26 protein-coding genes and 1 pseudogene are annotated in these 22,345 nt (G+C 69.1%); 9 read left to right on the top strand and 18 right to left on the bottom strand.

Annotated features, from left to right (window positions below; genetic code table 11):
• The coding region (locus H0U68_RS17710) for a hypothetical protein (protein WP_296357982.1) at window positions 1-725 on the bottom strand (725 nt) is incomplete at its 3' end.
• A gap of 477 nt (window positions 726-1,202) precedes the next feature.
• On the opposite strand from H0U68_RS17710, the gene H0U68_RS17705 reads away from it, so the two are divergent.
• The gene (locus H0U68_RS17705; protein WP_296357980.1) at window positions 1,203-1,793 is read left to right on the top strand and encodes an NnrU family protein; all 591 of its coding nucleotides are present in this window, start codon (window positions 1,203-1,205) and stop codon (window positions 1,791-1,793) included.
• 28 nt (window positions 1,794-1,821) lie between these two features.
• On the opposite strand, the gene H0U68_RS17700 is transcribed toward H0U68_RS17705, so the two are convergent.
• Both H0U68_RS17700 and H0U68_RS17695 read right to left on the bottom strand, forming a co-directional pair.
• Window positions 1,822-2,430: a LysE family translocator gene (locus H0U68_RS17700; RefSeq protein ID WP_296357979.1), complete on the bottom strand. Its 609-nt coding sequence runs from the start codon at window positions 2,428-2,430 to the stop codon at window positions 1,822-1,824.
• Between the two features lie 13 nt (window positions 2,431-2,443).
• Entirely contained in the window at window positions 2,444-3,490 is a 1,047-nt protein-coding gene (locus H0U68_RS17695; RefSeq protein ID WP_296357977.1) for an inosamine-phosphate amidinotransferase 1, read from the bottom strand.
• 135 nt (window positions 3,491-3,625) lie between these two features.
• On the opposite strand from H0U68_RS17695, the pseudogene H0U68_RS17690 reads away from it, so the two are divergent.
• The 4 genes and pseudogenes from H0U68_RS17690 to H0U68_RS17675 all read left to right on the top strand — a co-directional run.
• Window positions 3,626-4,942, top strand: a pseudogene (locus H0U68_RS17690) (aspartate aminotransferase family protein); the annotation flags it as partial.
• Window positions 4,943-4,957: 15 nt separating this feature from the next.
• Complete coding sequence (locus tag H0U68_RS17685) at window positions 4,958-5,590, top strand: formyltransferase family protein (protein WP_365732046.1); 633 nt, start codon at window positions 4,958-4,960, stop codon at window positions 5,588-5,590.
• A 4-nt stretch (window positions 5,591-5,594) separates the two neighbouring features.
• Entirely contained in the window at window positions 5,595-6,227 is a 633-nt protein-coding gene (locus H0U68_RS17680; RefSeq protein WP_296357976.1) for a LysE family translocator, read from the top strand.
• A 121-nt stretch (window positions 6,228-6,348) separates the two neighbouring features.
• On the top strand, window positions 6,349-6,585 hold the full coding sequence (locus tag H0U68_RS17675; RefSeq protein WP_296357974.1) for a hypothetical protein: 237 nt from the start codon (window positions 6,349-6,351) through the stop codon (window positions 6,583-6,585).
• A gap of 24 nt (window positions 6,586-6,609) precedes the next feature.
• Here the strand turns inward: H0U68_RS17675 and H0U68_RS17670 are convergent, their stop codons facing one another.
• From H0U68_RS17670 to minC, 6 genes are all read right to left on the bottom strand, one after another.
• Window positions 6,610-9,828, bottom strand: coding sequence for an ATP-binding protein (locus H0U68_RS17670; protein ID WP_296357972.1), 3,219 nt, complete (start codon window positions 9,826-9,828; stop codon window positions 6,610-6,612).
• Window position 9,829: 1 nt separating this feature from the next.
• Window positions 9,830-10,696, bottom strand: a complete 867-nt coding sequence (locus H0U68_RS17665; protein ID WP_296357970.1) for a response regulator — start codon at window positions 10,694-10,696, stop codon at window positions 9,830-9,832.
• Window positions 10,697-10,842: 146 nt separating this feature from the next.
• Window positions 10,843-11,328 (bottom strand): SRPBCC domain-containing protein, encoded by a 486-nt coding sequence (locus H0U68_RS17660; protein ID WP_296357968.1) that lies wholly within the window; start codon window positions 11,326-11,328, stop codon window positions 10,843-10,845.
• A gap of 47 nt (window positions 11,329-11,375) precedes the next feature.
• Window positions 11,376-11,639, bottom strand: a complete 264-nt coding sequence (minE, locus tag H0U68_RS17655) for a cell division topological specificity factor MinE (protein ID WP_296357965.1) — start codon at window positions 11,637-11,639, stop codon at window positions 11,376-11,378.
• Window positions 11,640-11,642: 3 nt separating this feature from the next.
• The gene (gene minD, locus H0U68_RS17650) at window positions 11,643-12,458 is read right to left on the bottom strand and encodes a septum site-determining protein MinD (protein WP_296357963.1); all 816 of its coding nucleotides are present in this window, start codon (window positions 12,456-12,458) and stop codon (window positions 11,643-11,645) included.
• Window positions 12,459-12,473: 15 nt separating this feature from the next.
• Window positions 12,474-13,244, bottom strand: coding sequence for a septum site-determining protein MinC (gene minC / locus H0U68_RS17645; protein ID WP_296357961.1), 771 nt, complete (start codon window positions 13,242-13,244; stop codon window positions 12,474-12,476).
• Between the two features lie 198 nt (window positions 13,245-13,442).
• Between minC and H0U68_RS17640 the strand changes: the two genes are divergently transcribed.
• Complete coding sequence (locus H0U68_RS17640; protein ID WP_296357959.1) at window positions 13,443-13,673, top strand: hypothetical protein; 231 nt, start codon at window positions 13,443-13,445, stop codon at window positions 13,671-13,673.
• Between the two features lie 60 nt (window positions 13,674-13,733).
• Here the strand turns inward: H0U68_RS17640 and H0U68_RS17635 are convergent, their stop codons facing one another.
• Genes H0U68_RS17635 through H0U68_RS17610 form a run of 6 tightly spaced genes read right to left on the bottom strand, consistent with a single transcriptional unit; the run spans window position 13,734 to window position 18,271 of the window.
• Window positions 13,734-14,411, bottom strand: coding sequence for a DUF4130 domain-containing protein (locus H0U68_RS17635; protein WP_296357958.1), 678 nt, complete (start codon window positions 14,409-14,411; stop codon window positions 13,734-13,736).
• 13 nt (window positions 14,412-14,424) lie between these two features.
• Entirely contained in the window at window positions 14,425-14,847 is a 423-nt protein-coding gene (locus H0U68_RS17630; protein ID WP_365732036.1) for a polyhydroxyalkanoate granule-associated phasin, read from the bottom strand.
• A 26-nt stretch (window positions 14,848-14,873) separates the two neighbouring features.
• Window positions 14,874-15,194, bottom strand: coding sequence for a hypothetical protein (locus H0U68_RS17625; RefSeq protein WP_296357954.1), 321 nt, complete (start codon window positions 15,192-15,194; stop codon window positions 14,874-14,876).
• A 39-nt stretch (window positions 15,195-15,233) separates the two neighbouring features.
• Entirely contained in the window at window positions 15,234-16,244 is a 1,011-nt protein-coding gene (locus tag H0U68_RS17620; protein WP_296357953.1) for a lysylphosphatidylglycerol synthase domain-containing protein, read from the bottom strand.
• Window positions 16,241-17,476: a cardiolipin synthase ClsB gene (clsB, locus tag H0U68_RS17615; RefSeq protein WP_296357951.1), complete on the bottom strand. Its 1,236-nt coding sequence runs from the start codon at window positions 17,474-17,476 to the stop codon at window positions 16,241-16,243. The genes H0U68_RS17620 and clsB overlap by 4 nt, the downstream gene beginning before the upstream one ends.
• A 21-nt stretch (window positions 17,477-17,497) precedes the next feature.
• Window positions 17,498-18,271 (bottom strand): endonuclease/exonuclease/phosphatase family protein, encoded by a 774-nt coding sequence (locus tag H0U68_RS17610; protein ID WP_296357949.1) that lies wholly within the window; start codon window positions 18,269-18,271, stop codon window positions 17,498-17,500.
• 184 nt (window positions 18,272-18,455) lie between these two features.
• Between H0U68_RS17610 and H0U68_RS17605 the strand changes: the two genes are divergently transcribed.
• Window positions 18,456-19,013, top strand: coding sequence for an acyloxyacyl hydrolase (locus tag H0U68_RS17605; RefSeq protein ID WP_296357947.1), 558 nt, complete (start codon window positions 18,456-18,458; stop codon window positions 19,011-19,013).
• A gap of 12 nt (window positions 19,014-19,025) precedes the next feature.
• Here H0U68_RS17605 and H0U68_RS17600 read toward each other — a convergent pair whose 3' ends face one another.
• Entirely contained in the window at window positions 19,026-19,526 is a 501-nt protein-coding gene (locus H0U68_RS17600) for a Spy/CpxP family protein refolding chaperone (protein WP_296357945.1), read from the bottom strand.
• Window positions 19,527-19,743: 217 nt separating this feature from the next.
• On the opposite strand from H0U68_RS17600, the gene H0U68_RS17595 reads away from it, so the two are divergent.
• Window positions 19,744-20,106, top strand: coding sequence for a hypothetical protein (locus H0U68_RS17595; protein WP_296357943.1), 363 nt, complete (start codon window positions 19,744-19,746; stop codon window positions 20,104-20,106).
• 31 nt (window positions 20,107-20,137) lie between these two features.
• Here the strand turns inward: H0U68_RS17595 and cueR are convergent, their stop codons facing one another.
• Window positions 20,138-20,563: a Cu(I)-responsive transcriptional regulator gene (cueR, locus tag H0U68_RS17590; RefSeq protein ID WP_296357941.1), complete on the bottom strand. Its 426-nt coding sequence runs from the start codon at window positions 20,561-20,563 to the stop codon at window positions 20,138-20,140.
• Window positions 20,560-20,763 carry a cation transporter gene (locus tag H0U68_RS17585; RefSeq protein WP_296357940.1) on the bottom strand — a complete coding sequence of 68 codons (204 nt, stop codon included), beginning with the start codon at window positions 20,761-20,763 and terminating at the stop codon, window positions 20,560-20,562. The genes cueR and H0U68_RS17585 overlap by 4 nt, the downstream gene beginning before the upstream one ends.
• Before the next feature lie 151 nt (window positions 20,764-20,914).
• Here H0U68_RS17585 and H0U68_RS17580 point away from each other — a divergent pair.
• A partial coding sequence (locus tag H0U68_RS17580; protein WP_296357938.1) for a heavy metal translocating P-type ATPase occupies window positions 20,915-22,345 on the top strand: 1,431 nt, incomplete at its 3' end.

Below are 22,345 nucleotides of genomic sequence, written 5' to 3'. Positions count from 1 at the left end.
GCGCAGCAGGGGCTCGCCCCTGCTGCGCGAAAGAAGCGCTGACAACCGAATCCATTGAAATCATTCCCCGCCTCCGACCGGCCAGGATTGTTGACGCCGAGCGGACAAGATAGTTGACGCCGGCCAGTGGCCGGGGCGGCCATCGGGACAGTGCGCGTGTAGCTCGCTTCGCTGTGCTTTTCCTTTTCGCCCAGCGTAGGCGTTGTGGCCAGCGTGCCACCCACGCCGGCCGGGCTGGCGGTGTCTGCCAGCGGCACCAATGCCTGGGTGCGGTGCTGCACGATCCGTTCGAGCTCCGCGGCCGCTGCGGGCAGCATGACCCGCCGCCCGGCGAATGCAGCCGCCAGCAATGTGGCACGGAATTCATCCAGCACCGTGGCACTGAAGTGGTGGGCAGGCAGCGCTTTCCAGGCAGTCTCGATCGCCGGCTTGAGTCCCAGCCAGACTTGTGCCTCCTGGGCCAGTTGGTCCGCACCTTCCACGAACTGGCCGGCATCGTTCGTCTTCTGGTCGCCAATGAGGAAATAGCCCTGCACCACGCCGTTCGCTGCGACAGGCGCTTCCTCCTCTCCCCTGGGGCCGAACAGCGACGCGATCTGCCGCCGCTGGGCCAGCATGCGGGGGCTGTCGTCGAGGGACGACGCCAGGCGCTGGAGCGTGGGTTCGGGCTGGGTGGCGGCCGGTTGCCGGGCCAGGGGCGCGGCAGCGGCCGGTGAGCGGGGCATGGCGAAGCTTTCCGGTAGGGCAATCGGGGTGGGCAACGATGTCACACGGCGCAAGCGCGGTCCATCGGCAACAGGCTGATTTCCAGATGTCAAAAACACCGAGGGATGGTGCTGCCGCGACCTCGTGGGCGCGGAGCGCCGAAAAAAAAATTTGCTGCACAACCCTGTGGACAGTTCCGGCACAACCCACCACTTGTCCACAGGGCCGGCCGCAAAGCCGGACTTGTTCATTTCCGCACGACAGTGCCAACGCAGGGCTGCGCACATGGGTCAACCACACGCAGGTGCCTGTCGCCGCACGGAAAAATGCCCTTGTCCACAGCGCAGGGCCTCCCTCTACTACCACTACTACTTTGAAATATTGAATTCAGTAAGAGAAGACAGGAACCCCTCCCCAACGCGCCGGGCTGCCCCTTTCCGTCCGCGGCCGGCTGGCGTACAGTCGCGCCCTTCGATCAACACGGACGGGGGGTTTCCATGCTGCTGCTCGTTCTGGGCCTGGTGCTGTTTCTCGGCGTGCACTCGGTGCGCGTCGTGGCGGATGGCTGGCGCACGGCCACCGTCGCGCGCATTGGTGCTCTGCCGTGGAAGGGCCTGTTTTCCGTGCTGTCGGTCGCCGGTTTCGTGCTGCTCGCGTGGGGCTACGGCCAGGCGCGGCAGCAGCCGGTGGTGCTGTGGAATCCACCGGCCGGCATGCGGCACGCCACGGCGCTGCTGATGCTGCCGGTGTTCGTGCTGTTCGTCGCGGCCTACGTGCCGCGCAACGGGATCAAGGCGCGGCTGCAGCACCCGCAGATCCTGTCGGTCAAGCTGTGGGCGCTTGCGCATCTGCTGTCGAACGGGACGCTGGCGGACGTGGTGCTGTTCGGGGCGTTTCTGGTGTGGGCTGTGGTGGATTTTCGGGCGGCACGCAGGCGGGGCGGCCCCTCACCCCAGCCCTCTCCCCAGGGGGGCGAGGGAGGAACAGCCACGGGGACCGTGATCTGTGTTGTCGCCGGGCTGGTGCTGTATGGGGTGTTCGCGTTCTGGCTGCACGGGCCGCTGATTGGTGTGCGGCCGTTCGGCTGATGGACGTATCGATGGACCGCCGGGAGCCTTATTGCCAGGCGTGGGCGATCTCGCGCGCCGCGGGAAACAGCGACGCCACCAGCAGCAGCGCCATGGCCACGTTGAACACCCGCAGCATCGCCGGGCGGTTCAGGAAGCGCTTGAGGAAGTGCCCGAACAGCACCCACACCAGCGAGCACGGCGTGCCGAACACGAAGAAGATCAGCGCGATCAGCAGCACCTGCGCCAGGTACGTGTCCGACGGTGTGGTGTAGGCCAGCACGGCGCCGATGCACATGATCCAGGACTTGGGGTTCACCAGCTGGAACATGGCCGCGTGCACCACGCCCAGCGGCGAGCCCGACTTGTCGTTCATGTTCACCGTGGGCGTGGTCGCGATGCGCCAGGCAAGGTACAGCATGTAGGCCACGCCGGCGATCTGCAGGCCGGTGTGCATCTGCGGATAGGCCCGGAACAGCGCGCCCGCGCCCATGCCGATGGCGATCAGCATCAGCGGGAATCCCACGTTGATGCCGACCACGTGGCGCATGGTGCGGTTGATGCCGAAGTTGACGCCCGAGGACATCAGCATCACGTTGTTGGGACCCGGCGTGACGCAGGTGGCGACGGCGAACAGGGCGATGGCGAGGTAATCCATCGTCGCGGTGGCTTCAGTTGTAGTCTTCCAGCATGCCCTTGCGGCGGATGTCCACCGAGACGCAATGGAAGCCGCCGCTCAGGCTGCGCGCGTGCCGCATCTGTAGCGGATTGACGTCCACGCCGCGTTTTTCCAGCTCGCGGATCAGGCCGACCTGCTTGTCGCCCACCACCGCCAGCGCCGGGTTGACCATGATGAAGTTCATGCCCTGCCAGATGGAGGCGCGCGGGTAGGACCAGCAGTAGCCGGTGTCCACCATTTCGGGGCACCAGATGATGTCCCACTTCTTGAACACCTCGGGCACCTGGTCGGGGCGCATGCGCTCGGGGCACAGCACCACCAGGCCGGGGCGCACCACGGTGACGGTGGTGTCGATGTGCGTGCCGTCGTACACGCCCGCCACCGGGTGCACGCGGTAGCCCGGGCCCAGGATGCGCTTGAGCCACAGGTAGCCCATCTGGTTGCCGCTGCGCGACACCAGGTAGAGGATGTCGCGGCCGATGCGCAGCACGTTGGCCGCGTCGAAGATCGGCTCCTCGTTGGACAGGATGGACGTGCCCTCGGGCGGCCGCACGCTGTAGGTGGAGTCGGGCAGGCGCGGCTTGGGCGCGGAGATCCAGTTGGCGCCGCTCTCGAAGTACTCCAGCAGGTGCTTGCGGTAGGCGAACGGCTCGAAGTAGCGGCTGCGCAGCGCCATCGGCGCCTCGATGATGGTTTCGCCGATGGGCAGCAGCACGTCGCGCGGGCAGTAGTTGTATTCGCCGTCGGTCTGCCATTGCGCCGTGCCAAAGGCGGCGGCATGGTCGGTGGCTTCCGGGCGGCGCACCGTCACGCCCTGGGAGCGCAGGAAGGCCGCGAAGGCGTCGAGGTCCTCGTTGGCCTCGCCGATGATCTGCTCGGGGTACGGGCCCGAGGGGATGTCCGCCGGCGTCTCCACGCTCTCGCAGTAATCCAGGGCGAACAGCCCCTTGTCGGCGCGGGGCACCCGCGCATTGGTGGCGATCCCGACGATCATTTCCTCGAGCGGGTCCCACTCGTTGTGGACGTGGACCAATGACATGCTTTATCTCCCTGTTTGCCGGATTTATAACAAGGCGCGGCGGCGCCTTGCCGGTGAAGTCTGCGGGTTGGATGCGGCAAAACTGCCTGTGGCGATGGCGGGCCGGAGCATGAGAATGGGCCGAGGAGGCCGACCATGTCCGCGGTGATCTACAAGAACCTGAACACGCCGCCGATCCTGGCCACCGGCGGCTCCGGTGTATGGATCGAGGCAGCGTCGGGCGCGCGCTACCTGGACACCTGCGGCGGCGTGGCGGTGTCCAGCCTGGGGCATGCGCATCCGCGCATCGGCGCGGCCATCGCGCGCGAAGCCGGAAAGCTGGCCTGGGCGCATGCCGGCAGCTTCACCACGCCGGCGGCCGAAGAGCTGGCCGAGCGGCTGGTGGCGGCCTCGGGCGGGCTGGCCAAGGCGCAGTTCCTGTCGGGCGGCTCCGAGATGATGGAGCTGGCGATGAAGATTGCCTACCAGTACCAGTGCGAGCGCGGCAAGCCGACCAAGTCGGTGTTCATCGCGCGCCGGCAGGGCTACCACGGCAGCACGCTGGGCACGCTGGCGATTTCCGGCAATCCGGCGAGGCGCTCGGGGTTCGAAGTGCTGCTGCCGCATGCAGCGTTCGTCTCGCCCTGCTATGCCTACCGCTACAAGCACGAGGGCGAAAGCGATGCGCTGTACGCGCAGCGGCTGGCGCTGGAGCTGGACGAGAAGATCGCCGCGCTGGGTGCCGACAAGGTCTGCGCCTTCATTGCCGAGACCGTGGTGGGCTCCACCAGCGGCGCGGTGCCGGCCGTGCCCGGATACCTGCGCGCCATCCGCGAGGTGTGCGACCGCCACGACGTGCTGCTGATCCTGGACGAGGTGATGGCCGGCATGGGCCGCACCGGCCGCATGTTCGCCTACCTGGAAGACGGCATCGTCCCCGACATGGTCGCCGTGGGCAAGGGCCTGGCCGCGGGCTACCAGCCGATCGCGGCGCTGCTGATTTCGGCGGGCATCCACGCGGCGATCGCGCGCGGCACCGGCGTGCTGGGCAACGGCCAGACGCACGTAAATCATCCGCTGGCCTGCGCGGTGGCGCTGGAGGTGCTGCGTGTGATCGAGGAAGACCGGCTGCTGGACGCCGTGCTCCAGCGCGGGCAGCAGCTGCGCGCGCAGCTGGCCGAGCGGCTGGCCGACGTGGAGATCGTCGGCGACGTGCGCGGCCGCGGCTTGTTCGTCGGCGTGGAATTCGTCGCCAACCGCGAAACCCGCGCGCCGCTGGCGCAGGGCGCCGCCTTCTCCGCCGAGCTCAAGCGCGAGGCGCTCAGGCGCGGCCTGCTGATCTATCCCGGCACCGGCACGGCCGACGGCGTCGCCGGCAACCACGTGCTGTTCGCGCCGGCCTTCATCGCCAGCCACGGCGAGATCGAGGAAATGGTCGAGCGTTTCGAGGCGGTGGTGCGCGCCTGCCTGCCCACCGCGCGGCTCCAAATGAATCCAAGCCACCCCGAGGAAGTTCCGATGTCGAATCCCGCACCCTTCACGGACAAGGTCCTGCTGTCGGTCTGCACCATGGACTGGTGCGACCTGGGCGTCGAGTTCACCAGGACCGTGATGCCGCACGTCGAGGTGTTCCGCTGGGACCCGGGCGACCCGTATCCGCAGCACCTGCACGGCTGGGAAGGCGACTGGATCATTTCCTACCGCGGCGACTTCATCTTTCCGCGCGAGATTTATTCCAAGGCGCGCAAGGGCGCCATCAACCTGCACCCGGCGCCGCCCAAATACCGCGGGCTGGGCAGCCAGTTCTACGCCATCTACTACGGCGACGAGACCTATGGCTCCACCTGCCACCACCTGGCGCCCTCGGTGGACAGCGGCGACATCATCAACGTGGCGCGCTTTCGCGTCGCGCCCAACGAAACCGCCTCGTCGCTGCGGCTGCACGTGGGCGCCTGGTGCCTGCAGCAATACATCGAGCTGCTGACCGAGTACATTCTTCCGGGCAAGCCCTTGCCGACATCGCCTGAACGCTGGGGCGAACGGCTCCACAAGACCAGCGAGCTGAAGGAATGGATGGCGAAGGTCCGGCGGGAAGAACCGGACCACCGCTGCTTCAAATGAGCAGATGGATGTTTCCTGGTTCCGCAATTTCGACATCGCCCTGATCGTCTACCTGGTCGGCACCGCCATGCCGGGGCCGGGGAACCTGTCCATCGCCAACGCCTCGCTCAACCACGGCCGCGCGCCCGGCGTGTCGATGGCGGCCGGGGTGATTTCGGGGTCGCTCTGCTGGGGCGCCATCGCCGCGGCCGGCGTGTCGGCCGTGCTGATGTCCAACGCGCAGCTCTTCATGTGGCTGAAGGTCCTGGGCGCTTGCTACCTGCTGTGGCTGGCCTACAAGGCCGTGATGTCGGCACGGTCCAGCGCGCCGCTGCAGGCGCGCACCACGGCCGCTGCCGGCAGCCTGCGCATGTTCTACCTGCAGGGCCTGGCCATCCACTTGACCAACCCGAAGGCCATTCTTACCTGGCTGACCGTGACCACGCTGGGCCTGAGCGCCAACGCGCCGGCCTGGGCCAGCATCGTGCTGGTGGCCGGCTGCGGGCTGCTGGGCATGTTCATCTTCATGGGCTACGCGTGGGCTTTTTCCTCGCGCGCGGCCGGCCCGTTCTTCACGCGCGCGCGCAAGCCCTTCGGCCTGCTGTGCGCGGCGTTCTACGCGTTCCTGGCGGTGGGTTTTCTCAGGTCCCTGAGCTGACCCCGCGGCCCGTTTTCCTCAGGCGGTGGAATCCTCCCCGCACCGGCGCGAAAGAACTTGTCCGACACAGGGCCCGCAGGGTGCCTCCGAGAATGGTCGCTTCGAGACAAGGAATGAACACATGACGCACCGCTACAAGAACAATCCGCAGGACCAGCAGACGCCGCATTCCGGCAAGGTCGAGAACGACACCAACAAGCAGGGCGAACAGGCGCCCACGCAGAAGAACGAGGGGCGGCGCACGCCCGAGAGCCGGCACGACCGCGAAGCCCAGGTCGGCGGCACCAACCAGCACAAGGCACGCGCCGGCTCGCCGCAAAGCGGCGGCAACACAGGCGCAGGCGCAATCAAGCGCTGATCCGGCGCCGGCTCGCGGTGCGCCTCAGGCCGCCGCGAGCAGCCCCAGCGCCGTGAGTTCGCGGCGCGTGCGCTGCAGCACGTCCTGCAGCGCCGGCACGCGCGGCGCACCGCTGTCGCCGCGGTCCACCGCGGCTTCGATGTCCTCGGCCGCGGAACACAGGGCGGCCAGGCCGAAGGTGCCGGCCGAGCCTTTCAGCTTGTGCGCGTCGCGGCCGATGCCGGATTCGCCATCGGCGCCTTCGCGCATGCTGTCGCAGTAGTCCTGGAACGCCACCATGCCGTCGCGCAGCAGTGCCTGCACCTGCGCGTCGCCGATGAAGCCGCGCAGCGTGCCAAGGGCCTTTTCGTCGACCAATGCTTTCTCTTCGGCCGGCGCGACAGCGTCGGGCGGGTCGATGCGCGCGCAGCGCGAAATCGCCGCGTTCAGCTGGTCCCAGTCGATCGGCTTCATCACGCAGTCGCTCATGCCGGCGTCGAGATAGCGCGCGCGTTCATGCGCCATCACATTGGCGGTGAGGCCGACGATGGGGATGTCGCGCAGCGGCCCGTCGAGTTTGCGGATGCGCCGCGTGGCCTCCACGCCGTCCATCACCGGCATCTGCACGTCCATCAGCACCAGGTCGAAGGGCTGCTGCTGCACCAGTGCCAATGCCTGTGCGCCGTCTTCCACCAGCACCAGCGTGTGGCCCTGCCGCGTGAGCGCCAGACGCAGGATGTCGCGGTTCACCGCCACGTCCTCGGCCACCAGGATGCGGCGCGGCTCCGGCGCCGGCGTGCCCGCGGTGCCGGGCTTGGCGATGGCGTTCGGGTCGCCGGGCTGCAGCGGGATTTCGAAGAAGAACACACTGCCGTGCCCGGGCTCGCTGGTGGCGCCGATACTGCCGCCCATGGCTTCCACCAGCCGCTTGCTGATCGCCAGGCCCAGGCCGCTGCCGCCGAAGCGGCGCACGGTCGAACTGTCGGCCTGCACGAACGGCGCGAACAGCTGCGCCAATGTCTGCGGCGCGATGCCCATGCCGGTGTCGCGCACCTCGAAGCGGAACCGTGCGGTGCCGTCGCCGGCCACGTGCTGCGAGGCATGCACCGTCACGCTGCCGCGCTCGGTGAACTTGATGGCGTTGCTGGCCAGGTTCAGCAGCACCTGGGTGAGCCGGGTCGGGTCGCCGCGCACCACCACCGGCGAATGCGGCGTGAGGTTCATGTGCAGCTGCAGCCCGCGGTCGGTGGCCAGCGGCTGGGCCAGCGAGCGCAGCCGCTCCAGCACCTGCGGCAGCGAGAAGTCGATGCACTCGAGTTCCAGCTTGCCGGTTTCGCTCCGGGAGAAGTCCAGGATGTCGTTGATGACGTTCAGCAGGTGCTTCCCCGACGAGCGCATGGTGCCCACGTAGCTTTGCTGCGCCGGCGTGAGCGTCTCCGCGGCGAGCAGGTCGGCCATGCCCAGCATGCCGGTGAGCGGCGTGCGGATTTCGTGGCTCATGTTGGCCAGGAACGCGGCCTTGGTGCGCGCGGCCTGCTCGGCCAGTTCGCGCGCGCGGACCATCTCGTCCTCTGCCTTCTTGCGCTCGGTGATGTCGCAGCCGATGACCACCAGCCCGATCGGCTCGCCCTCTTTCTTGCGCAGCGGCGTGCGCATCACCTCCATCAGCCGCTGCTTGCCGTCGGGGTAGTGCACCCAGTCTTCCACCACCGTGCGCTCCATGCGCGACAGCGCCTCGCGGTCGCGCGCCTGCGTAAGCCCGGCATAGGAGGCGGGGAACAGGTCGCCGGCACGGCATCCGGCCACCTGCTCGACGCTCTTGCCGATCATGGCGGCGAAGGCGCCGTTGCACCCCAGGTAGCCGCCGTCCTTGTCCTTGTAGGCGATCACGTGCGGCACCGAATCGACCACCGCGCGCAGCAGCGCCTTTTGCTGCTGCATCTCCTCGCGCAGCGTGCCGCTGGCACGCACGCCGCGCAGCATCGCGCGGATCAAGAGCGCGAAGATGCCGACCGCGGCCACCAGCGTGGCCAGCAGCGACACCAGCATCACGGTCTGGTCGTGCGACTGCCTGGCCTGGCGCGTGGCCAGCAGCCCGCGCTCGACTTGGTCCATCTCGGCGATGGCGCCCTCGATGCGCCGCATGAGCAGCGGACCCGCGCTGAAGGCCAGCGCCGCGCGCGCGGCGTCGAGCCCACGGCTCTGGAACACGGCGGTCATGCGGTGCAGTTCGTCCAGGCGCTGCGGCACCAGCGCGCGCAGGGCCTGCGCCCGCGCCACCTCGGCGGGATTGTCCGAGACCAGCGCGAGGATGTTCTGGGGCACCAGGCCGCAGCTTTGCGCCGTGCTGCGGAAGCTGCCGAGCGCCTCGGCATTGCTCATCAGCATGTAGAGCCGCTGCGCCGACTCCACGTGGTCCATGCAGCCGTCCAGGGCCGCCAGTTCCAGCCGAACCTGCTGCGTGTGCTCCACCATGCGCGCCGTGCTGGCGAACTGCATGTTGGAGCGGTAGGTGAAGCTGGCGGTGAGCACCAGCACCAGCACCATGCCCCAGAAAGCCAGCACCAGCCGCCGCTCGATCAGCACGAACGCGTCGTCCCGCCGTGCCGCGCGCACGATGCGGATGTGTTCGGCCACGATGCCGATGCCCAGCCCCAGCAGCGCCACCGCCGTGTTGAGGGCGACCGGCGGGGCCCAGGCGTCGGTGACGAGCTCGACCGCGTTCCAGAGGTAGCCCAGCAGCGCCAGGCCGCCGATCAGCGCGACCTGGACGCTGCATAGCACCACCAGGCGGCCGCGCCAGCCGCGCTGGCCCAGCAGCGCCAGGCAGATGCCCAGCATGACGAACGACCACGCGGTGAAAGGCGACATGCGCCCCGGCGCCGCGTTGAAGGCATGCGCGGTGTCGCGAAACAGCAGCTGGTCGATGCCCAGGTTCACGCCAGCCAGATACTGCGCCAGGGTCGCCACGCCGAGCAGGCCCAGCGCCACGCCGATGCAGGCGCGCAACAGGTCGGTGCGGGCGGTGCGGCGGCCCAGGGCCAGCCACAGCGCCGCGCCGGCGCCGAGCAGGCCGAGGGCGGTGTTGGGTTTCATGTGTACGGCGCCCGGCACCACGCTTTTGAGGAGGGCTTGGTCCAGGCACCAGCCCAGCAGCACTAGCACGCCGGCCACCATGGCGATCCATGCGCCGGTGCGGGTGAGCAGCGGCCGCCGGGCGATGGCCGGGCCGGACCCGGCGGGCCCCGAAGCGGTGGCGGTCATGTCAGGCGGCGGCCTGGAATTGCCACTTCAGCGACTTGGCGTCGCCGTTGGCCCAGGGATCGGCGCCCGGGCGGTTGTCCGGCAGGCCCAGGCAGGTGCGCGCCGCACGCACCAGCGACTCGGGCAGGAAGGGCTTGGTCACGTAGCCGTCGGCGCCGCCGGCAATGCCCTTGAGCACCGATTCGCGCGTGGCCTTGCCGGTCAGCATGATCACTGGCACGTCTTTCAGCAGGGCGTGCTGGCGCACCCGGCCCAGGATGTCGAAGCCGTCTGCATCGGGCAGCACCACGTCCAGCAGGATCAGGTCGGGCACCGGCCGCTTGCTGAGCTCGGCCGAGACCTCGGCGCGGTTGCCGGCCAGCCGCACCTGGGCGCCGTCGAGCGAGAGATAGGTCTTGATGAAGCGGGCAAGCACCGGCTCGTCTTCCACCACCACGATGTCCAGCGCGGCGGACTGCTTGGCGGGCCGGCCGGCGCGTTCGCGGGCAATCTCCACGTAGTAGCCCTCGCGCCGCAGCGACACCACGCTGGCGTCCACGTTGGCGTTGCCGCTGGCCATGCGCGAGTTCTGCAGCTGCGCGTCCAGCTGCATCTGGAACAGGTCCGTTTCCTGCAGCACCAGCAGCCCGGCGTCGCGCAGCGCCTGGAACAGGGACAGAAAGCTGTCCGGCGCCACCTGCGGCATGCCGGCGCCGATCTGCGCCAGCGAGAGCCGGCCGTCGAAGCGCACCAGCAGCGCGAGCTGGTCCATCGGCATGCGGGTGTTGCCGCCGCGCAGCGCTTCTTCGCCGCGGGCGCTGGGTGCATAGACTTCGTCCAGCATCGGCGCGGGAACGCGTGGCGGGCACATCGGGGTGGTGGCATTCATGGTCGGTTGCTCTCTGCGTGGCCGGAGCTTCCGGCCATGTGTCGAACTGTGACCGCCACCGCGGGGCGAGGCTTAAGGAAAAATCGCAGCTGCCCTAGGGAAGGGCCCTAGGGCAGCAGGCCGGCGCGTTGCGCGCCGGCGCGGATTCAGAGCTTGACGCCGATGCGCCGCGGGAACAGTTCGCGCTCCAGCGTCGCCAGCATGGTGTCCCAGCCCTTGCGGGTCTGGTCCTCGTAGGCGCGGGCCAGGTCGCTGTCGCCCAGCTCGTGCGTCAGCACCAGCTCGCAGGTCTGGGTGCTGAGCGGGCGGAAGTCCAGCGTGACGCGGGTGGGCCGGTCCACGTAGGGCGGCACGCTGAAGTCGAACGCCAGCAGGCGCGGGCGGTCGACCACCACGTAGCGGCCGCGGTGCTCGGCGTCGAATACGCTCTCGTCGCCGTCGGCATTGGGGCGGCGGTCGGTCACCGTGAATTCGCCGCCGGCCACCGGGTCGATGCTGCAATGCATGATGTTGCCGGTGCGCGTGGCGAAGAAGAAGCGCGAGGCCTGCGTGGGGTTGAGCCAGGCGTCGAAGACGCGCTCCGCCGGGGCGCAGTAGCGGTGCGAGGAGCGCACGATGACTGGAGAGCTCATGGACTGCTGTTATCTCCGGGCACTCGGCCCCTGTCAAGCCCAGGCGTTCAGCGCGCCGCCTCGGGCAACTCGATCTTGATGTCCAGCACTTCCAGGTTGTCCTGCTTTTCCAGGTGGACCTTGATGTCGTTCGGATCGATCTTGATGTACTTGCTGATGACGGCCACCAGGTCGCGCTGCAGCGCGGGCAGGTAGTCGGGCTGGCCGGGATTGCGGCCGCTGCGCTCGTGCGCCAGGATGATCTGCAGCCGCTCCTTGGCGACGCTGGCCGTGCGCTTCTTCTCGCCGAGCAGGAAAGAGAGCAGGGACATGGATCATTTCCCCCCGAACAGGCGCTTGAGGAAGCCGGCTTTCTGCGCATCGACGAACCGCATCGGCTTGTCCTCGCCCAGGAAGCGCGCCACCACGTCCTTGTAGGCCTCCGACACGTCCGCGCCCTTCATGTGGATGGCGGGCGTGCCCTGGTTGCTGGCCTGCAGCACGGATTCGCTTTCGGGAATCACGCCCAGCAACGGGATGCGCAGGATGTCCTGGATGTCGTCCAGCGACAGCATCTGGCCCTGGTCCACGCGGTTGGGGTTGTAGCGCGTGATGAGCAGGTGCTCCTTCACCGCTTCCTTGCCCTCGATGGCGCGCTTGGTCTTGGAGCCCAGCATGCCCAGGATGCGGTCGGAGTCGCGCACCGAGGAGACCTCTGGGTTGGTGACCACCAGGGCGTCGTCGGCGAAGTGCATGGCCATCAGCGCGCCGGTCTCGATGCCGGCGGGCGAGTCGCACACGATGAACTCGAAGCCCATGGCGCCGATGTCGTCCAGCACCTTCTCCACGCCGTCTTTCGTCAGCGCTTCCTTGTCGCGCGTCTGCGAGGCAGCCAGCACGAACAGGTTGTCGTTGTGCTTGTCCTTGATCAGCGCCTGGTTGAGCGTTGCTTCGCCGTGGATCACGTTGACGAAGTCGTACACCACGCGGCGCTCGCAGCCCATGATGAGGTCCAGGTTGCGCAGGCCCACGTCGAAGTCGATCACGGCGGTCTTGTGGCCGGCCAGGGCCAGCCCGCTGGCGAAGCTGGCGCTGGTGGTGGTCTTGCCGACCCCGCCCTTGCCGGATGTGACGACGATGATTCTTGCCATGGGATTCCTTTGGATTTAAGTCTTCAGCGCTTCCAGCAGCAGCTTGCCGTCGGCGTCGCCGCCGGCAAGCCGCACCTGGGCCGCCTTGCCGCGCAGGGCGTCGGGCCAGGGCGTTTCGCTGGTGCGGTAGACGCCGGCGATGGAGACCAGCTCGGGGTCCAGCGCCAGGGTGAAGATGCGGGCGTCGGCATTGCCGCGGGCGCCGGCCATGGCCTTGCCGCGCAGCGGCGCATAGACGTGGATGTTGCCGTCGGCGATGACTTCGGCGCCGGGGTTGACCATGGCCATCACCACCAGGTCGCGCCCGCGCGCATAGATCTGCTGGCCCGAGCGCAGCGGCTTGTCCAGCACCATGGCCGATTGCGGCGCCGCCACCGCTTGCGGGGCGGATTCGGCCGCCGGCGGCTGCGCGGTTTTCTTCTCGGCGCGGGCCGGGGTCGGCGCGGCCATCACCGTGTCGGGCGCGGCGGCCAGGCCGGCGGCGTTCGCCGCCTCCATCTGCGCCGTGCTGCCGCCCTTGGCGGCGATGGGCATCACGCGGTAGCGGCGCAGCAGCGCCAGCAGCGCGGGGAAATCGACGGGGGTGTCGCCTTGCGGCTGCAGCGGCGCCAGGTCGATGACCAGCGGATCCTGGTCGAAGAAGTCGGGCAGGTCGCCGAAGCGGGCGTGGAGCTCTTCCGCCAGGCGCTGCAGGTCGGCGGACTTCAGCAGCAGCGCCACCAGGGGCAGCTGCGCGCTCTTGATTTCGAATGTGGCAGGAGCGCGGCCTGCGAGGGCGACGGACATGGAGTGGGGTACTGCGAGGGCCGGAGCGCGGGCCGTTGAAAAAGGCCGGGGCATCTTAGCAGCGACGCGTAACAGCGTGGTTTCAGGTGCAACGCGGAGCGCGGCCATTGCGCAGCGTCCTACGCCTTGTAGGGAAGGCGCGCCGCTGCGGCCGCGGCGCCAGCGTTCCACACTGAAGCGATACCAAAGGAGTCCGCCATGATCAAGCATCGCCCGCACCACTGGATCGCCGTGGCCGTGGTGATCGTTCTGGCCCTGCTCATGCTGCGCGACGTGCACGGCCAGACCACCGGCAGCACCGGACGCGATGTGGTGCGCAAGGACCGCGACCGCGGGGTCGAGAACCGCGGCACCATGCGCAAGACGCAGCGCGCCATCAAGCGCAGCGTGCAGCGCCACGGCGTGTCGCCGGTCGACGCCGCGTTCTGAGCTACGCGCGGCAGGCCATGGTGGCCGCCTTGAGCACCTCCAGCGGCGCGATGCCCGGCGTCATTGCGCCGGTGAATGGTCGCAGGGGAAAACGCTGTGCCAGGCCGCTAGCCACGCCGCCTCGGGCGCCTCGGCGAGAGGCAGCGCGGCGCGCGGCGTGCCGTGGCAATAGCACAGCTGCTGTGCCTTCCATTCGGCGCTGCGTTCGGGCGTGAGGACCACCCAGTCGGCGTCGGGCGTGCGCTTGGCATACCAGGGCGCGACCGTCTCCACCACGTGGTGCGCCGGCTCGAACCAGGCCATTTGCCGCGGCCGTCCCGACGCATCGGGCGGCAGCGCGCGAAAGCGCAGGCCGGTCTTCATCTTGTAGATGTCGCGGCGCACCGCCTGCGCCATGTGCTGCGCCTGTACCAGGTCGTCGTCGACCGGGTCGCCGCGCAGGCCCGGCTCGTGCACCAGGCGCCACAGCAGGCGGTACAGCAGCGCGAAGCGCTCCGGGTCGCGGTGCAGCACCACCAGCTCGCACAGGCGCAGGAAGGACGGCGGCACGATGGCGGCGGCGGCGCGCACGGCGTTGCCGTGCGCCTGCGCGCCCAGCACCTCGGCCAGGCACGGGCCGTCCTCGCCGTGGTCGGCGTGCCAGTTCACCTGTTCGGGCGGCACCTGGCGGGTGAGGAGGTTGCGCGCCTCGGCGCGGAACCCGACGATGTCGATCTGGCTGGAAAGTCGTGCTTCCATGATGCTTGTCTCCTTAGCGCCGCGCGGAGCGTGCGCGGACCGTGGCGAGCCGCCGGGCATTGGCTGTGGCCGCCCGGTGCACCGGGTGCAGCGCAGCGTGGGCCAGCTGGGCCGCATGCGACTCCCAGCGCGGGGCCGTGGCCGCTTCGCCGCGCAGCCATTGCTCCCAGTTGCGTGCCCACACCTCCAGCCAGCTGGATTGCAGCTGCGAGGCCACGCCCCAGCCGGATTGGCCGGCGGCGGCCACCTTCTCGGTGACCATGCGCGTGAATTCCTTGCGGTCCTTCGCGTCGGGGCGCCCGCCGGCCGCGGCCATGCGGCCGACGCGCACGCCGATCACCTGGCCGGACGCCTGCAGCATTTCCCATGTCTTCATGCCAAGTTGCCACCACAGAACGAGTGGTTCGGCGGGGGACGGCGTCGTGGTTTTCGGCATGGTGCGTTGTTCTCGCGGGTTGCGGTTCAGGACGATTTGCCGCGCGCGGAAGCGCGCGGGCGAGAAGAAGCGGTGCGGCTCGCCGCTGCGGGCCCCTCCATCTGCGCCGCCGCGGCAGGAGCCGGCTGCGCGCCGCCGCCGAAGGTGCCGAGCAGGTCAAACCACTGCCGCCAGGCCTGGGCCATCGCCTGCGCACGCACGCCAGCGCCGCCGCGCGCCATGCGGTCGGCCTGGTCGCCCGCCCGCTGGCGGGAGGACACCATCCAGTCGAGCATGCGCAGGCTGAGGTCGGTCCAGTTCTGCAGCGGGTTGAGGGCGGGTGCGGGGCGTCGCGGTTCGTTGGCCATGGATGAAAAGCGGATGTCGGTGGTGGGCAGGCGCCGCTGCTAGGCGGCGCTGTTGCTGGGTTGCCTGGCACGCGCTTCCATGATCAGGTACATCACGGTCGCGACGCCCAGGGGGGCGACGTAGTAGATCGCGCGGTAGCCGAGCAGCGCGGCGATCAGATGGCCCTCGCCGATGCGGTGCGACAGCAGGGCGACGAACACGAACTCGAACACGCCCAGGCCGGCCGGCACGTGCGCCACCACGCCGGCGATGGCGCCGACCAGCAGCACCGTGAGCACGTCGGTGTAGGGCAGCTTGGCGCCCAGCAGCACGTGCACGATGCCGGCCATCAGCGCCCAGTTGGCGCAGGAGATGCCCATCTGCAGTACCGCCATGCGCCACGGCGGCAGGTACAGCTCGTGGCCGCGCACGGTCCAGGTGCGGTCGCCCATGCGCCAGCAGGCCACGATGTAGCTGGCCGAAGTGAAGATCAGCCCGGCCCCGATCCATTGCAGGCCATGGTTGCCCATGTGCCACGACGGCGGCAGCGGCAGCGGGTGCACCACGAACAGGATGCCGGCCAGCAGCTTGTAGCCCAGCCAATTGGTCAGCATGCTCATCGACACGATGCGTGTGATGACGCCGGTACTCAGGCCCAGGCGCGAATAGAGCCGAAAGCGGAAGCCGAGCGCGCCGATCACCGAGCCGATGCACAGGTTGAAGGCGTAGCTGACGAAGTTGACCGCCATCACCGTGCGGGTGGGCAGGTTGTGGCCGGTGTAGCGCCGCCCGATCAGGTCGAAGCAGCTGTACAGCAGGTGGCTGGTGGCGGCCAAGCCGATTGCGATGGCCAGGGCCGGCGCCGGGGTTTCGGTGAGCGAGTCCCACACCTCGTCCCAGTCCATGGTGCGCGCATAGCGCCACATCAGGGCCGCGACGGCCGCGAAGAAAAGCCAGGTGCCGACCGTGCGCACGACCGGCCACCAGTGCCGCTGCTCGGGCGCACCGGGTTGCGCGCCATCGCGCTCGCGCCCCTGCAGGGCGTTGCGCGGCAGGCTGCGCGTGTTCATCCGTGTTCCTTGCCGCCGGCCGCGAGGGCCTGTGCCAGCGCCTGCGGCACGAACAGCCGCGGCTCGTGGCGCGGCAGCGCCATGGCCCAGGCCGGGTAGTAGCGGGTGATGTGGTAGGCCAGGAAGCTGTGCAGCACGGCCCACGGTTTTCTCTCGCCCAGGTCGCTCACCGTGATCTGCTTGCAGGCATGCGCCATCAGGTGGTCGAGCTTCGCGCTGAGCTGGCGGTTGAAGTCGCGGTCGCGGATCACGACGTTGGCTTCCAGGTTGAGCGCCAGGCTGAGCGGGTCCAGGTTGCTGGAGCCCACGGTGGCCCATTCGTCGTCAGCCACGGCCACCTTGCCGTGCAGCGGCCGCTCGCAATATTCGAAGACGCGCACGCCCGCGCCCAGCAGGTTGCGGTACAGCAGGGTGGCGGCGGTTTTCACGAACTGCATGTCGGGCTGTCCCTGCAGGATCAGGCACACCTCGACGCCCCGCTTGGCGGCGCGCCGCAGCTCGCGGATGAAGCGGTAGCCGGGAAAGAAGTAGGCGTTGGCGATGACGATGCGCTTGCGTGCACCGCGCACCGCGATGCGGTAGTGCCGCTCGATGTCGTTCATGTGCCGGTTGTTGTCGCGCACCACGAACAGCGCGTCGGCGCCGCCGTGCCTGGGCAGCGCGGTAGGTTCGGCGCGCAGCTGCCTGCGCGTGCGCCACCACTGGCGGTGGCGCTGGCGCCGCTGGCCCTCGGCCAGCGCGCCATGGCAGAAGCGGTGGATGTCGGCCACCAGCGGGCCGTGGATTTCCACCGCGTAGTCCTGCTTGGCTTCGGGCCCGAAGTCGCCAAGATGGTCGGCCGAGTAGTTGATGCCGCCCACGAACGCCACCGCGCCGTCCACCACCACGATCTTGCGGTGCATGCGGCGCAGCAGCTTGGGCCGCCAGCCGAACGGCCGCGGTCCGGGGTCGAACACGTGCACTCGCACACCGGCTTCAGCCAGGCTGCCGAGAAAATCGTGCGACAGGTCGGGCGAGCCCCAGCCGTCGATGGTGACGTCGACCTGCGCGCCGCCCCGCGCCGCGGCGATCAGCGCCTGGTGCAGCTGCAGCCCGACCTTGTCTTCGAACAGGATGAAGGTTTCGAGCACGACCTCGCGCTTCGCGTTGGCGATGCAGGCGAACACGCGCGGATAGAACTCCTCGCCGTTTTCCAGCAGGCGGATGTCGTTGCCTTCAACCCAGCGGCTCATGACAGATCGTGCCTCGTCGCATCACAGATGGATCTCGGCCACGAGCGGCGCGTGGTCGGACAGGCGGGACCAGGGCTTGCGCGGCAGCACCACCGGCAGGTGCACCGAGCAGTTGCGCACGTAGATGCGGTCGAGCGAGAGCATCGGGAACGCCGCCGGGAAGGTCTTGGCGGATTCGCCGTAGGCAGTGACGAAGATTTCGCGCAGCCCGGCGTCGCGCCACAGCACATCGTGCGCGCGGCGGCGCCAGTCGTTGAAGTCGCCGGCCACGATGAGCGGCGCGTTCTCGGGCACTTCGCTGCGCACCATGACGCACAGCTGCTGCAGCTGGTGTTCGCGATGGCTTTCGGCCAGGCCCAGGTGCACGCAGATCACGTGCACGTCCATCGGATGGCCGGGCACGCGCAGCACGCAGTGCAGCAGGCCGCGCTTCTCGGGGCCGGCCAGCGACACGTCGTGGTTCTGGTAGTGCACGATGGGAAACTTGGACATCACGGCGTTGCCGTGGTGCCCCTTCGGATAGACCATGTTGCGGCCGTACGCGAACTGCGGCCAGATGTCGTGGGCCAGGAATTCATAGTGCGGAGCCTCGGGCCAACCGTCGAACTTCTTGCCGTGCTCCTCGTGCGTGCCCAGCACCTCCTGCAGGAACACCACGTCGGCGCCGACCTTGCGCACGGCATCCCGCAGTTCGGGCAGGATGAACTTGCGGTTGAAGGTGGTGAAGCCTTTGTGGATGTTCACCGTCATCACGGTCAACGGCGCGGGCGGGGCTGAGGTCACAGTCTCGCTCATAGGGGGCAGGAGGTCGTTGTTGGAAGAGGAAGCCAGTTGTACTGCCCAGGTGTGGACGGGGGTGTAGGACGGCAGGCTGAATCGGTGTCTGTACGCCAATGGCGACAGGCTGCGCGGCCTGCCGTTTTTCGGTCAAACTCCGCTGTCCTTGATTCGCAAAACCCAGCCTTCGCGCACACCAACGATGAACCCAAGAAACCTTCTTCTCGGACTCGCCGCAGCGGCGCTGTCCGCCGCCGCAGTCTTCCCCTGCGCCGCCGCCGATTTCCGGCCGGGCCAGTTCTTCGTGCAGGGCGGTGCGGGCGACAAGCACACCCAGAGCCTGACGGCGGGCGCGCGCTGGCCCTGGGCCTGGCGCAGCGAGCTGGCCGGCATGGAAGCGACGGCCGCGACCGAGGGCTTCATCAGCCTGTGGCGCGCGCCCGAGTACGGCGGCGGCCACCAGACCATCGCGCAGATCGGCCTGGTGCCGATGTTCCGGCTGCGCTTTGACCAGGGCCGCTCGCCCTGGTTCGCCGAAGGCGGCATCGGCCTCACGCTGACCGACCAGATCTACCGCACGCCGGAGCGCCAGTTCAGCACGGCCTTCAACTTCATCGACACGCTGGCGGTGGGCCGCAACTTCGGCGTCGACAACGCGCACGAGCTGAGCCTGCGCATCGCGCACTTCTCCAACGCCAGCATCAAGAAGCCCAACCCCGGCCTCAACTTCATCCAGCTGCGCTACGGCATGAAGTTCTGACGCGGGCGTGGCTTATCCGCGCTGGTGGTGGCCCATGCGGCCGCGATGGCCCATGTGGGCAGTTTCGGTGTCGAAGGTCTTCTTCTGCTCGGGCGTGAGCGCGGCATAGAAGGTCTTGGTGGCGTCGGCACGCCTGTCCATCTGGGCGGCGCGCTCGGTGCGCATGGCGCGCATGCGGTCGATGCGCTCGGGCGTGGTGAGCTTGGCGAGTTCGCCGCGCTCCGGGCGCTTCATGTTGCCCGGCTTCATGGCGCCGGTCCAGGCGGTCCAGGCGCCTTCCTGCGCGGCAGAGATGCCCAGCTTTTGCTTGAGGGCGGCCATGCGCTTGGCCATGCGTTCCTGCATGCGGGCAGGGTCGAAGCGGCCGTGGTGGCCTTCGCCATGCGCCGCCATGCCCGACGCTCCGGGGCCGACTTGCTGCGGGCCGGGCGGGGTTTGTGTCTGCGCGCCGGCGGCCAAGCCGAAACCGGCGATCAGGGCGGCAGCGGCGATGCGGTGTGCGTATGTCTTCATGGAGAGTTTCCTTTCTGGTGAACAGGGCCCACGGTTCAGCGCAGGCTGGCAGCCAGTCTGGCTCTGCGCTGTATCGCCCGCATGGCGCGGCTGTCACGCACTTGTAAAGCCGAGCCTGAGGCCGGTCGGCACGTTCCTACGGCAGCCGCCGGACCTGGCGCACAGCCGGTGCAACCGCGGCGGCCCAACATGGCTGCTGTTGTCCTGGGAGACCGACATGAAGGATCTGGCTCTTGTGCGCCAGCTAGCCCGCAGCACAGCAGCGCTCGGGCTGGCCACGATGTTCGGCGGTGCGGCGCTGGCGCAGACCTCGCCCGCCGTCCCCTCCCCGCCGGTGATGACCGACACTGCACCACTGCCGGCGCAGCACCGCGACAGCCTGGGTGCCATTGTCATGCCGCAGTCGCCGGTGCTGGCGCAGCGCGGGCAACTCGCGCCGTTGGCCGCGCCCGTGGACACGCGCTCGATGGGCGCCGGCCCGGCGCGCGTGCTGGAGGCTGACCGCGTGAAGGCGGCGGGCAAGGCCAAGCGCAGCAAGGCCAAGCGCAGCAAGGGCGCCGGCAGCCAGGACGCGCGGTAGCTTGGTGTGGCGATAGTGCGCTATTGCTTCTTCAGTGCCGCAGCGGCGGCGCGGCTTTCCCTGCCAGGTCATCGAGGATCGGGCAGTCGGGCCGCGCGTCCCCGGCGCAGCAGTGGATCAGGTGGCGCAGCGTGCGCTGCATGGCCTGCATCGCCTCGATGCGCTCGGCCAGTTCATGTTCGTGCTTTTCGGCGATGCGCCGCACGGTGGCGCTGGCACGCCGGCCGTTCTGCCACAGGCCCACCAGCTCCGCGATTTCGTGCATGGAGAAGCCGAGGTCCCGCGCCCGCTTGATGAAGCGAAGTGTGTGCACCTCGGCCTCGCTGTACTGGCGGTAGCCGCCGTCGGTGCGGCCCACGCGCGGCAAGAGGCCGAGCGATTCGTAGTGCCGCACCATCTTGGCCGACGCGCCCGACAGCTGCGCCGCCTCGCCGATCTGCACCGGCCAGGACGTCATTGCGGGGCCGCAACGCGGTAGCCTTCCTCCTCGATGGCGCGCGCCAGCGCCTCGCGCGGCTGCTGCGACTGCACCTCGACCTTGCCGCCGGCGAGGTCCACTTTCACCTCGGCGGCGGCGTCGAGCGTCTTGACTGCCTGGGTGACGGCCCGTGCGCAGTGGCCGCAGGTCATGCCCTGCACGTCGAATGTCTGGTTCATGGATGGCTCCTTGATGGATGGTGGATGCCGTGAGCATCGACCTTGCCACCATGGTAAGGTCAATCGCCGGCCTGCAAGTCCCCGCGCGCGCCGGGGTTGATTCAGCGCAAGGCTTGACCCTGCCATCGTGGCAAGGTCGATGCTGACCCCCATGAACACATCCACCGCAAACACCACACTCGACCTTGGCGTCGCCGGCATGACCTGCGCGTCCTGCGTGTCGCGCGTCGAGCGCGCGCTGAAGAAGGTGCCGGGCGTGCAGGACGCCACCGTGAACCTCGCCACCGAGTCGGCGCGCGTGGTGTTCACGCCCGTCCAGGCGAACGAGGCGCAGCTGCGCCGCGCGGTGCGCAGCGCCGGCTACGAGCCGCTGGTCGTGCAGGAGGGTGGGCCGCCAGAGGTTTCGCCCTGGGCCGGCGCCGCGCCGGTGGCGATCGGCATCGCGCTCTCCGCGCCGCTGGTGATCCCGATGCTCGGCGAGCTGCTGGGCTACCACTGGATGCTGCCCGCCTGGCTGCAGTTCCTGCTGGCCACGCCCGTGCAGTTCATCCTCGGCGCGCGCTTCTACAAGGCGGGCTGGCACGCACTGAAGGCCGGCACCGGCAACATGGACCTGCTGGTCGCCATTGGCACCAGCGCCGGCTGGGGCTTGTCGGTGTGGTTGTGGCTCACCGGCGGCGCGCAGCACCTGTATTTCGAGGCCTCGGCCGTGGTGGTGACGCTGGTGCTGCTGGGCAAATGGCTGGAGGCGCGCGCCAAGCACCAGACGGTGGCCGCCATCCGCGCATTGCGCGCGCTGCGGCCCGACACCGCGCACCTGCTGGGTGCAGAAGGCGAGGCCGACGTGCCGCTGGCCGAGGTGCTGGCAGGCGACCGGCTGGTGGTGCGCCCGGGCGAGCGCATCCCGGCGGACGGCCTGTTGGAGCACGGCGACACCCACGTCGACGAATCCATGCTGACGGGCGAGCCGCTGCCGGTGAGCAAGGGCGCCGGCGCCAAGCTCACCGCCGGCAGCATCAACGCCGAAGGCCGGCTGGTGATGCGCGCCACGGCCGTGGGCCAGGAAACCGTGCTGGCGCAGATCATCCGGCTGGTGGAGGACGCGCAGGCGGCCAAGGCGCCGATCCAGCGCCTGGTGGACAAGGTGGCGGCCGTGTTCGTGCCGGTGGTTCTGCTGGTCGCGCTCGCCACCCTGCTGGGCTGGCTGTGGACCGGCGCCAGCCTGGAGTTCGCGCTGATCCACGCGGTGGCCGTGCTGGTGATCGCCTGCCCCTGCGCGCTGGGCCTGGCGACGCCGGCGGCGGTGATGGCGGGCACCGGCGTGGCCGCCGGCCAGGGCATTCTGATCAAGGACGCGCAGGCGCTGGAGCTGGCCCACAAGGTGGACACGGTGGCTTTCGACAAGACCGGCACGCTGACCGTCGGCCAGCCGCGCCTGGTGGCCTTCGCCGTGCCGCCGGGCGTGGACGAGGCCGCGCAGCTTGCCGCCGCCGCCAGCCTGCAAAGCGGCAGCGAGCATCCGCTGGCGCGTGCGGTGGTGGCCGCGGCGCGCGGGCGCGGCATCGGGGTCACCGAACCCGGC

Origin of the sequence: Ramlibacter sp., from assembly GCF_013697775.1 — a bacterium.
In the GTDB taxonomy this organism is placed as follows: Bacteria; Pseudomonadota; Gammaproteobacteria; order Burkholderiales; family Burkholderiaceae_C; genus Ramlibacter.
The sequence above is the reverse complement of the archived record's forward strand: the minus strand, read 5'-3'. Positions and strand labels throughout refer to the sequence as shown.

Bases quoted from the DNA above. Each gene is read 5' to 3' on its own strand.
- H0U68_RS17620 (WP_296357953.1), bottom strand. From the start codon at position 16,244: ATGAACACGCGCAGCCTGCCGCGCAACGCCCTGCAGGGGCGCGAGCGC.
- H0U68_RS17680 (WP_296357976.1), top strand. From the start codon at position 5,595: ATGGATGTTTCCTGGTTCCGCAATTTCGACATCGCCCTGATCGTCTAC.
- H0U68_RS17665 (WP_296357970.1), bottom strand. From the start codon at position 10,696: ATGAATGCCACCACCCCGATGTGCCCGCCACGCGTTCCCGCGCCGATG.
- H0U68_RS17700 (WP_296357979.1), bottom strand. From the start codon at position 2,430: ATGGATTACCTCGCCATCGCCCTGTTCGCCGTCGCCACCTGCGTCACG.
- clsB (WP_296357951.1), bottom strand. From the start codon at position 17,476: ATGAGCCGCTGGGTTGAAGGCAACGACATCCGCCTGCTGGAAAACGGC.
- H0U68_RS17685 (WP_365732046.1), top strand. From the start codon at position 4,958: ATGAATCCAAGCCACCCCGAGGAAGTTCCGATGTCGAATCCCGCACCC.
- H0U68_RS17670 (WP_296357972.1), bottom strand. From the start codon at position 9,828: ATGACCGCCACCGCTTCGGGGCCCGCCGGGTCCGGCCCGGCCATCGCC.
- minE (WP_296357965.1), bottom strand. From the start codon at position 11,639: ATGTCCCTGCTCTCTTTCCTGCTCGGCGAGAAGAAGCGCACGGCCAGC.
- H0U68_RS17635 (WP_296357958.1), bottom strand. From the start codon at position 14,411: ATGGAAGCACGACTTTCCAGCCAGATCGACATCGTCGGGTTCCGCGCC.
- H0U68_RS17630 (WP_365732036.1), bottom strand. From the start codon at position 14,847: ATGCCGAAAACCACGACGCCGTCCCCCGCCGAACCACTCGTTCTGTGG.
- minC (WP_296357961.1), bottom strand. From the start codon at position 13,244: ATGTCCGTCGCCCTCGCAGGCCGCGCTCCTGCCACATTCGAAATCAAG.
- H0U68_RS17640 (WP_296357959.1), top strand. From the start codon at position 13,443: ATGATCAAGCATCGCCCGCACCACTGGATCGCCGTGGCCGTGGTGATC.
- H0U68_RS17605 (WP_296357947.1), top strand. From the start codon at position 18,456: ATGAACCCAAGAAACCTTCTTCTCGGACTCGCCGCAGCGGCGCTGTCC.
- H0U68_RS17625 (WP_296357954.1), bottom strand. From the start codon at position 15,194: ATGGCCAACGAACCGCGACGCCCCGCACCCGCCCTCAACCCGCTGCAG.
- H0U68_RS17705 (WP_296357980.1), top strand. From the start codon at position 1,203: ATGCTGCTGCTCGTTCTGGGCCTGGTGCTGTTTCTCGGCGTGCACTCG.
- H0U68_RS17600 (WP_296357945.1), bottom strand. From the start codon at position 19,526: ATGAAGACATACGCACACCGCATCGCCGCTGCCGCCCTGATCGCCGGT.
- cueR (WP_296357941.1), bottom strand. From the start codon at position 20,563: ATGACGTCCTGGCCGGTGCAGATCGGCGAGGCGGCGCAGCTGTCGGGC.
- minD (WP_296357963.1), bottom strand. From the start codon at position 12,458: ATGGCAAGAATCATCGTCGTCACATCCGGCAAGGGCGGGGTCGGCAAG.
- H0U68_RS17675 (WP_296357974.1), top strand. From the start codon at position 6,349: ATGACGCACCGCTACAAGAACAATCCGCAGGACCAGCAGACGCCGCAT.
- H0U68_RS17695 (WP_296357977.1), bottom strand. From the start codon at position 3,490: ATGTCATTGGTCCACGTCCACAACGAGTGGGACCCGCTCGAGGAAATG.
- H0U68_RS17585 (WP_296357940.1), bottom strand. From the start codon at position 20,763: ATGAACCAGACATTCGACGTGCAGGGCATGACCTGCGGCCACTGCGCA.
- H0U68_RS17610 (WP_296357949.1), bottom strand. From the start codon at position 18,271: ATGAGCGAGACTGTGACCTCAGCCCCGCCCGCGCCGTTGACCGTGATG.
- H0U68_RS17660 (WP_296357968.1), bottom strand. From the start codon at position 11,328: ATGAGCTCTCCAGTCATCGTGCGCTCCTCGCACCGCTACTGCGCCCCG.
- H0U68_RS17595 (WP_296357943.1), top strand. From the start codon at position 19,744: ATGAAGGATCTGGCTCTTGTGCGCCAGCTAGCCCGCAGCACAGCAGCG.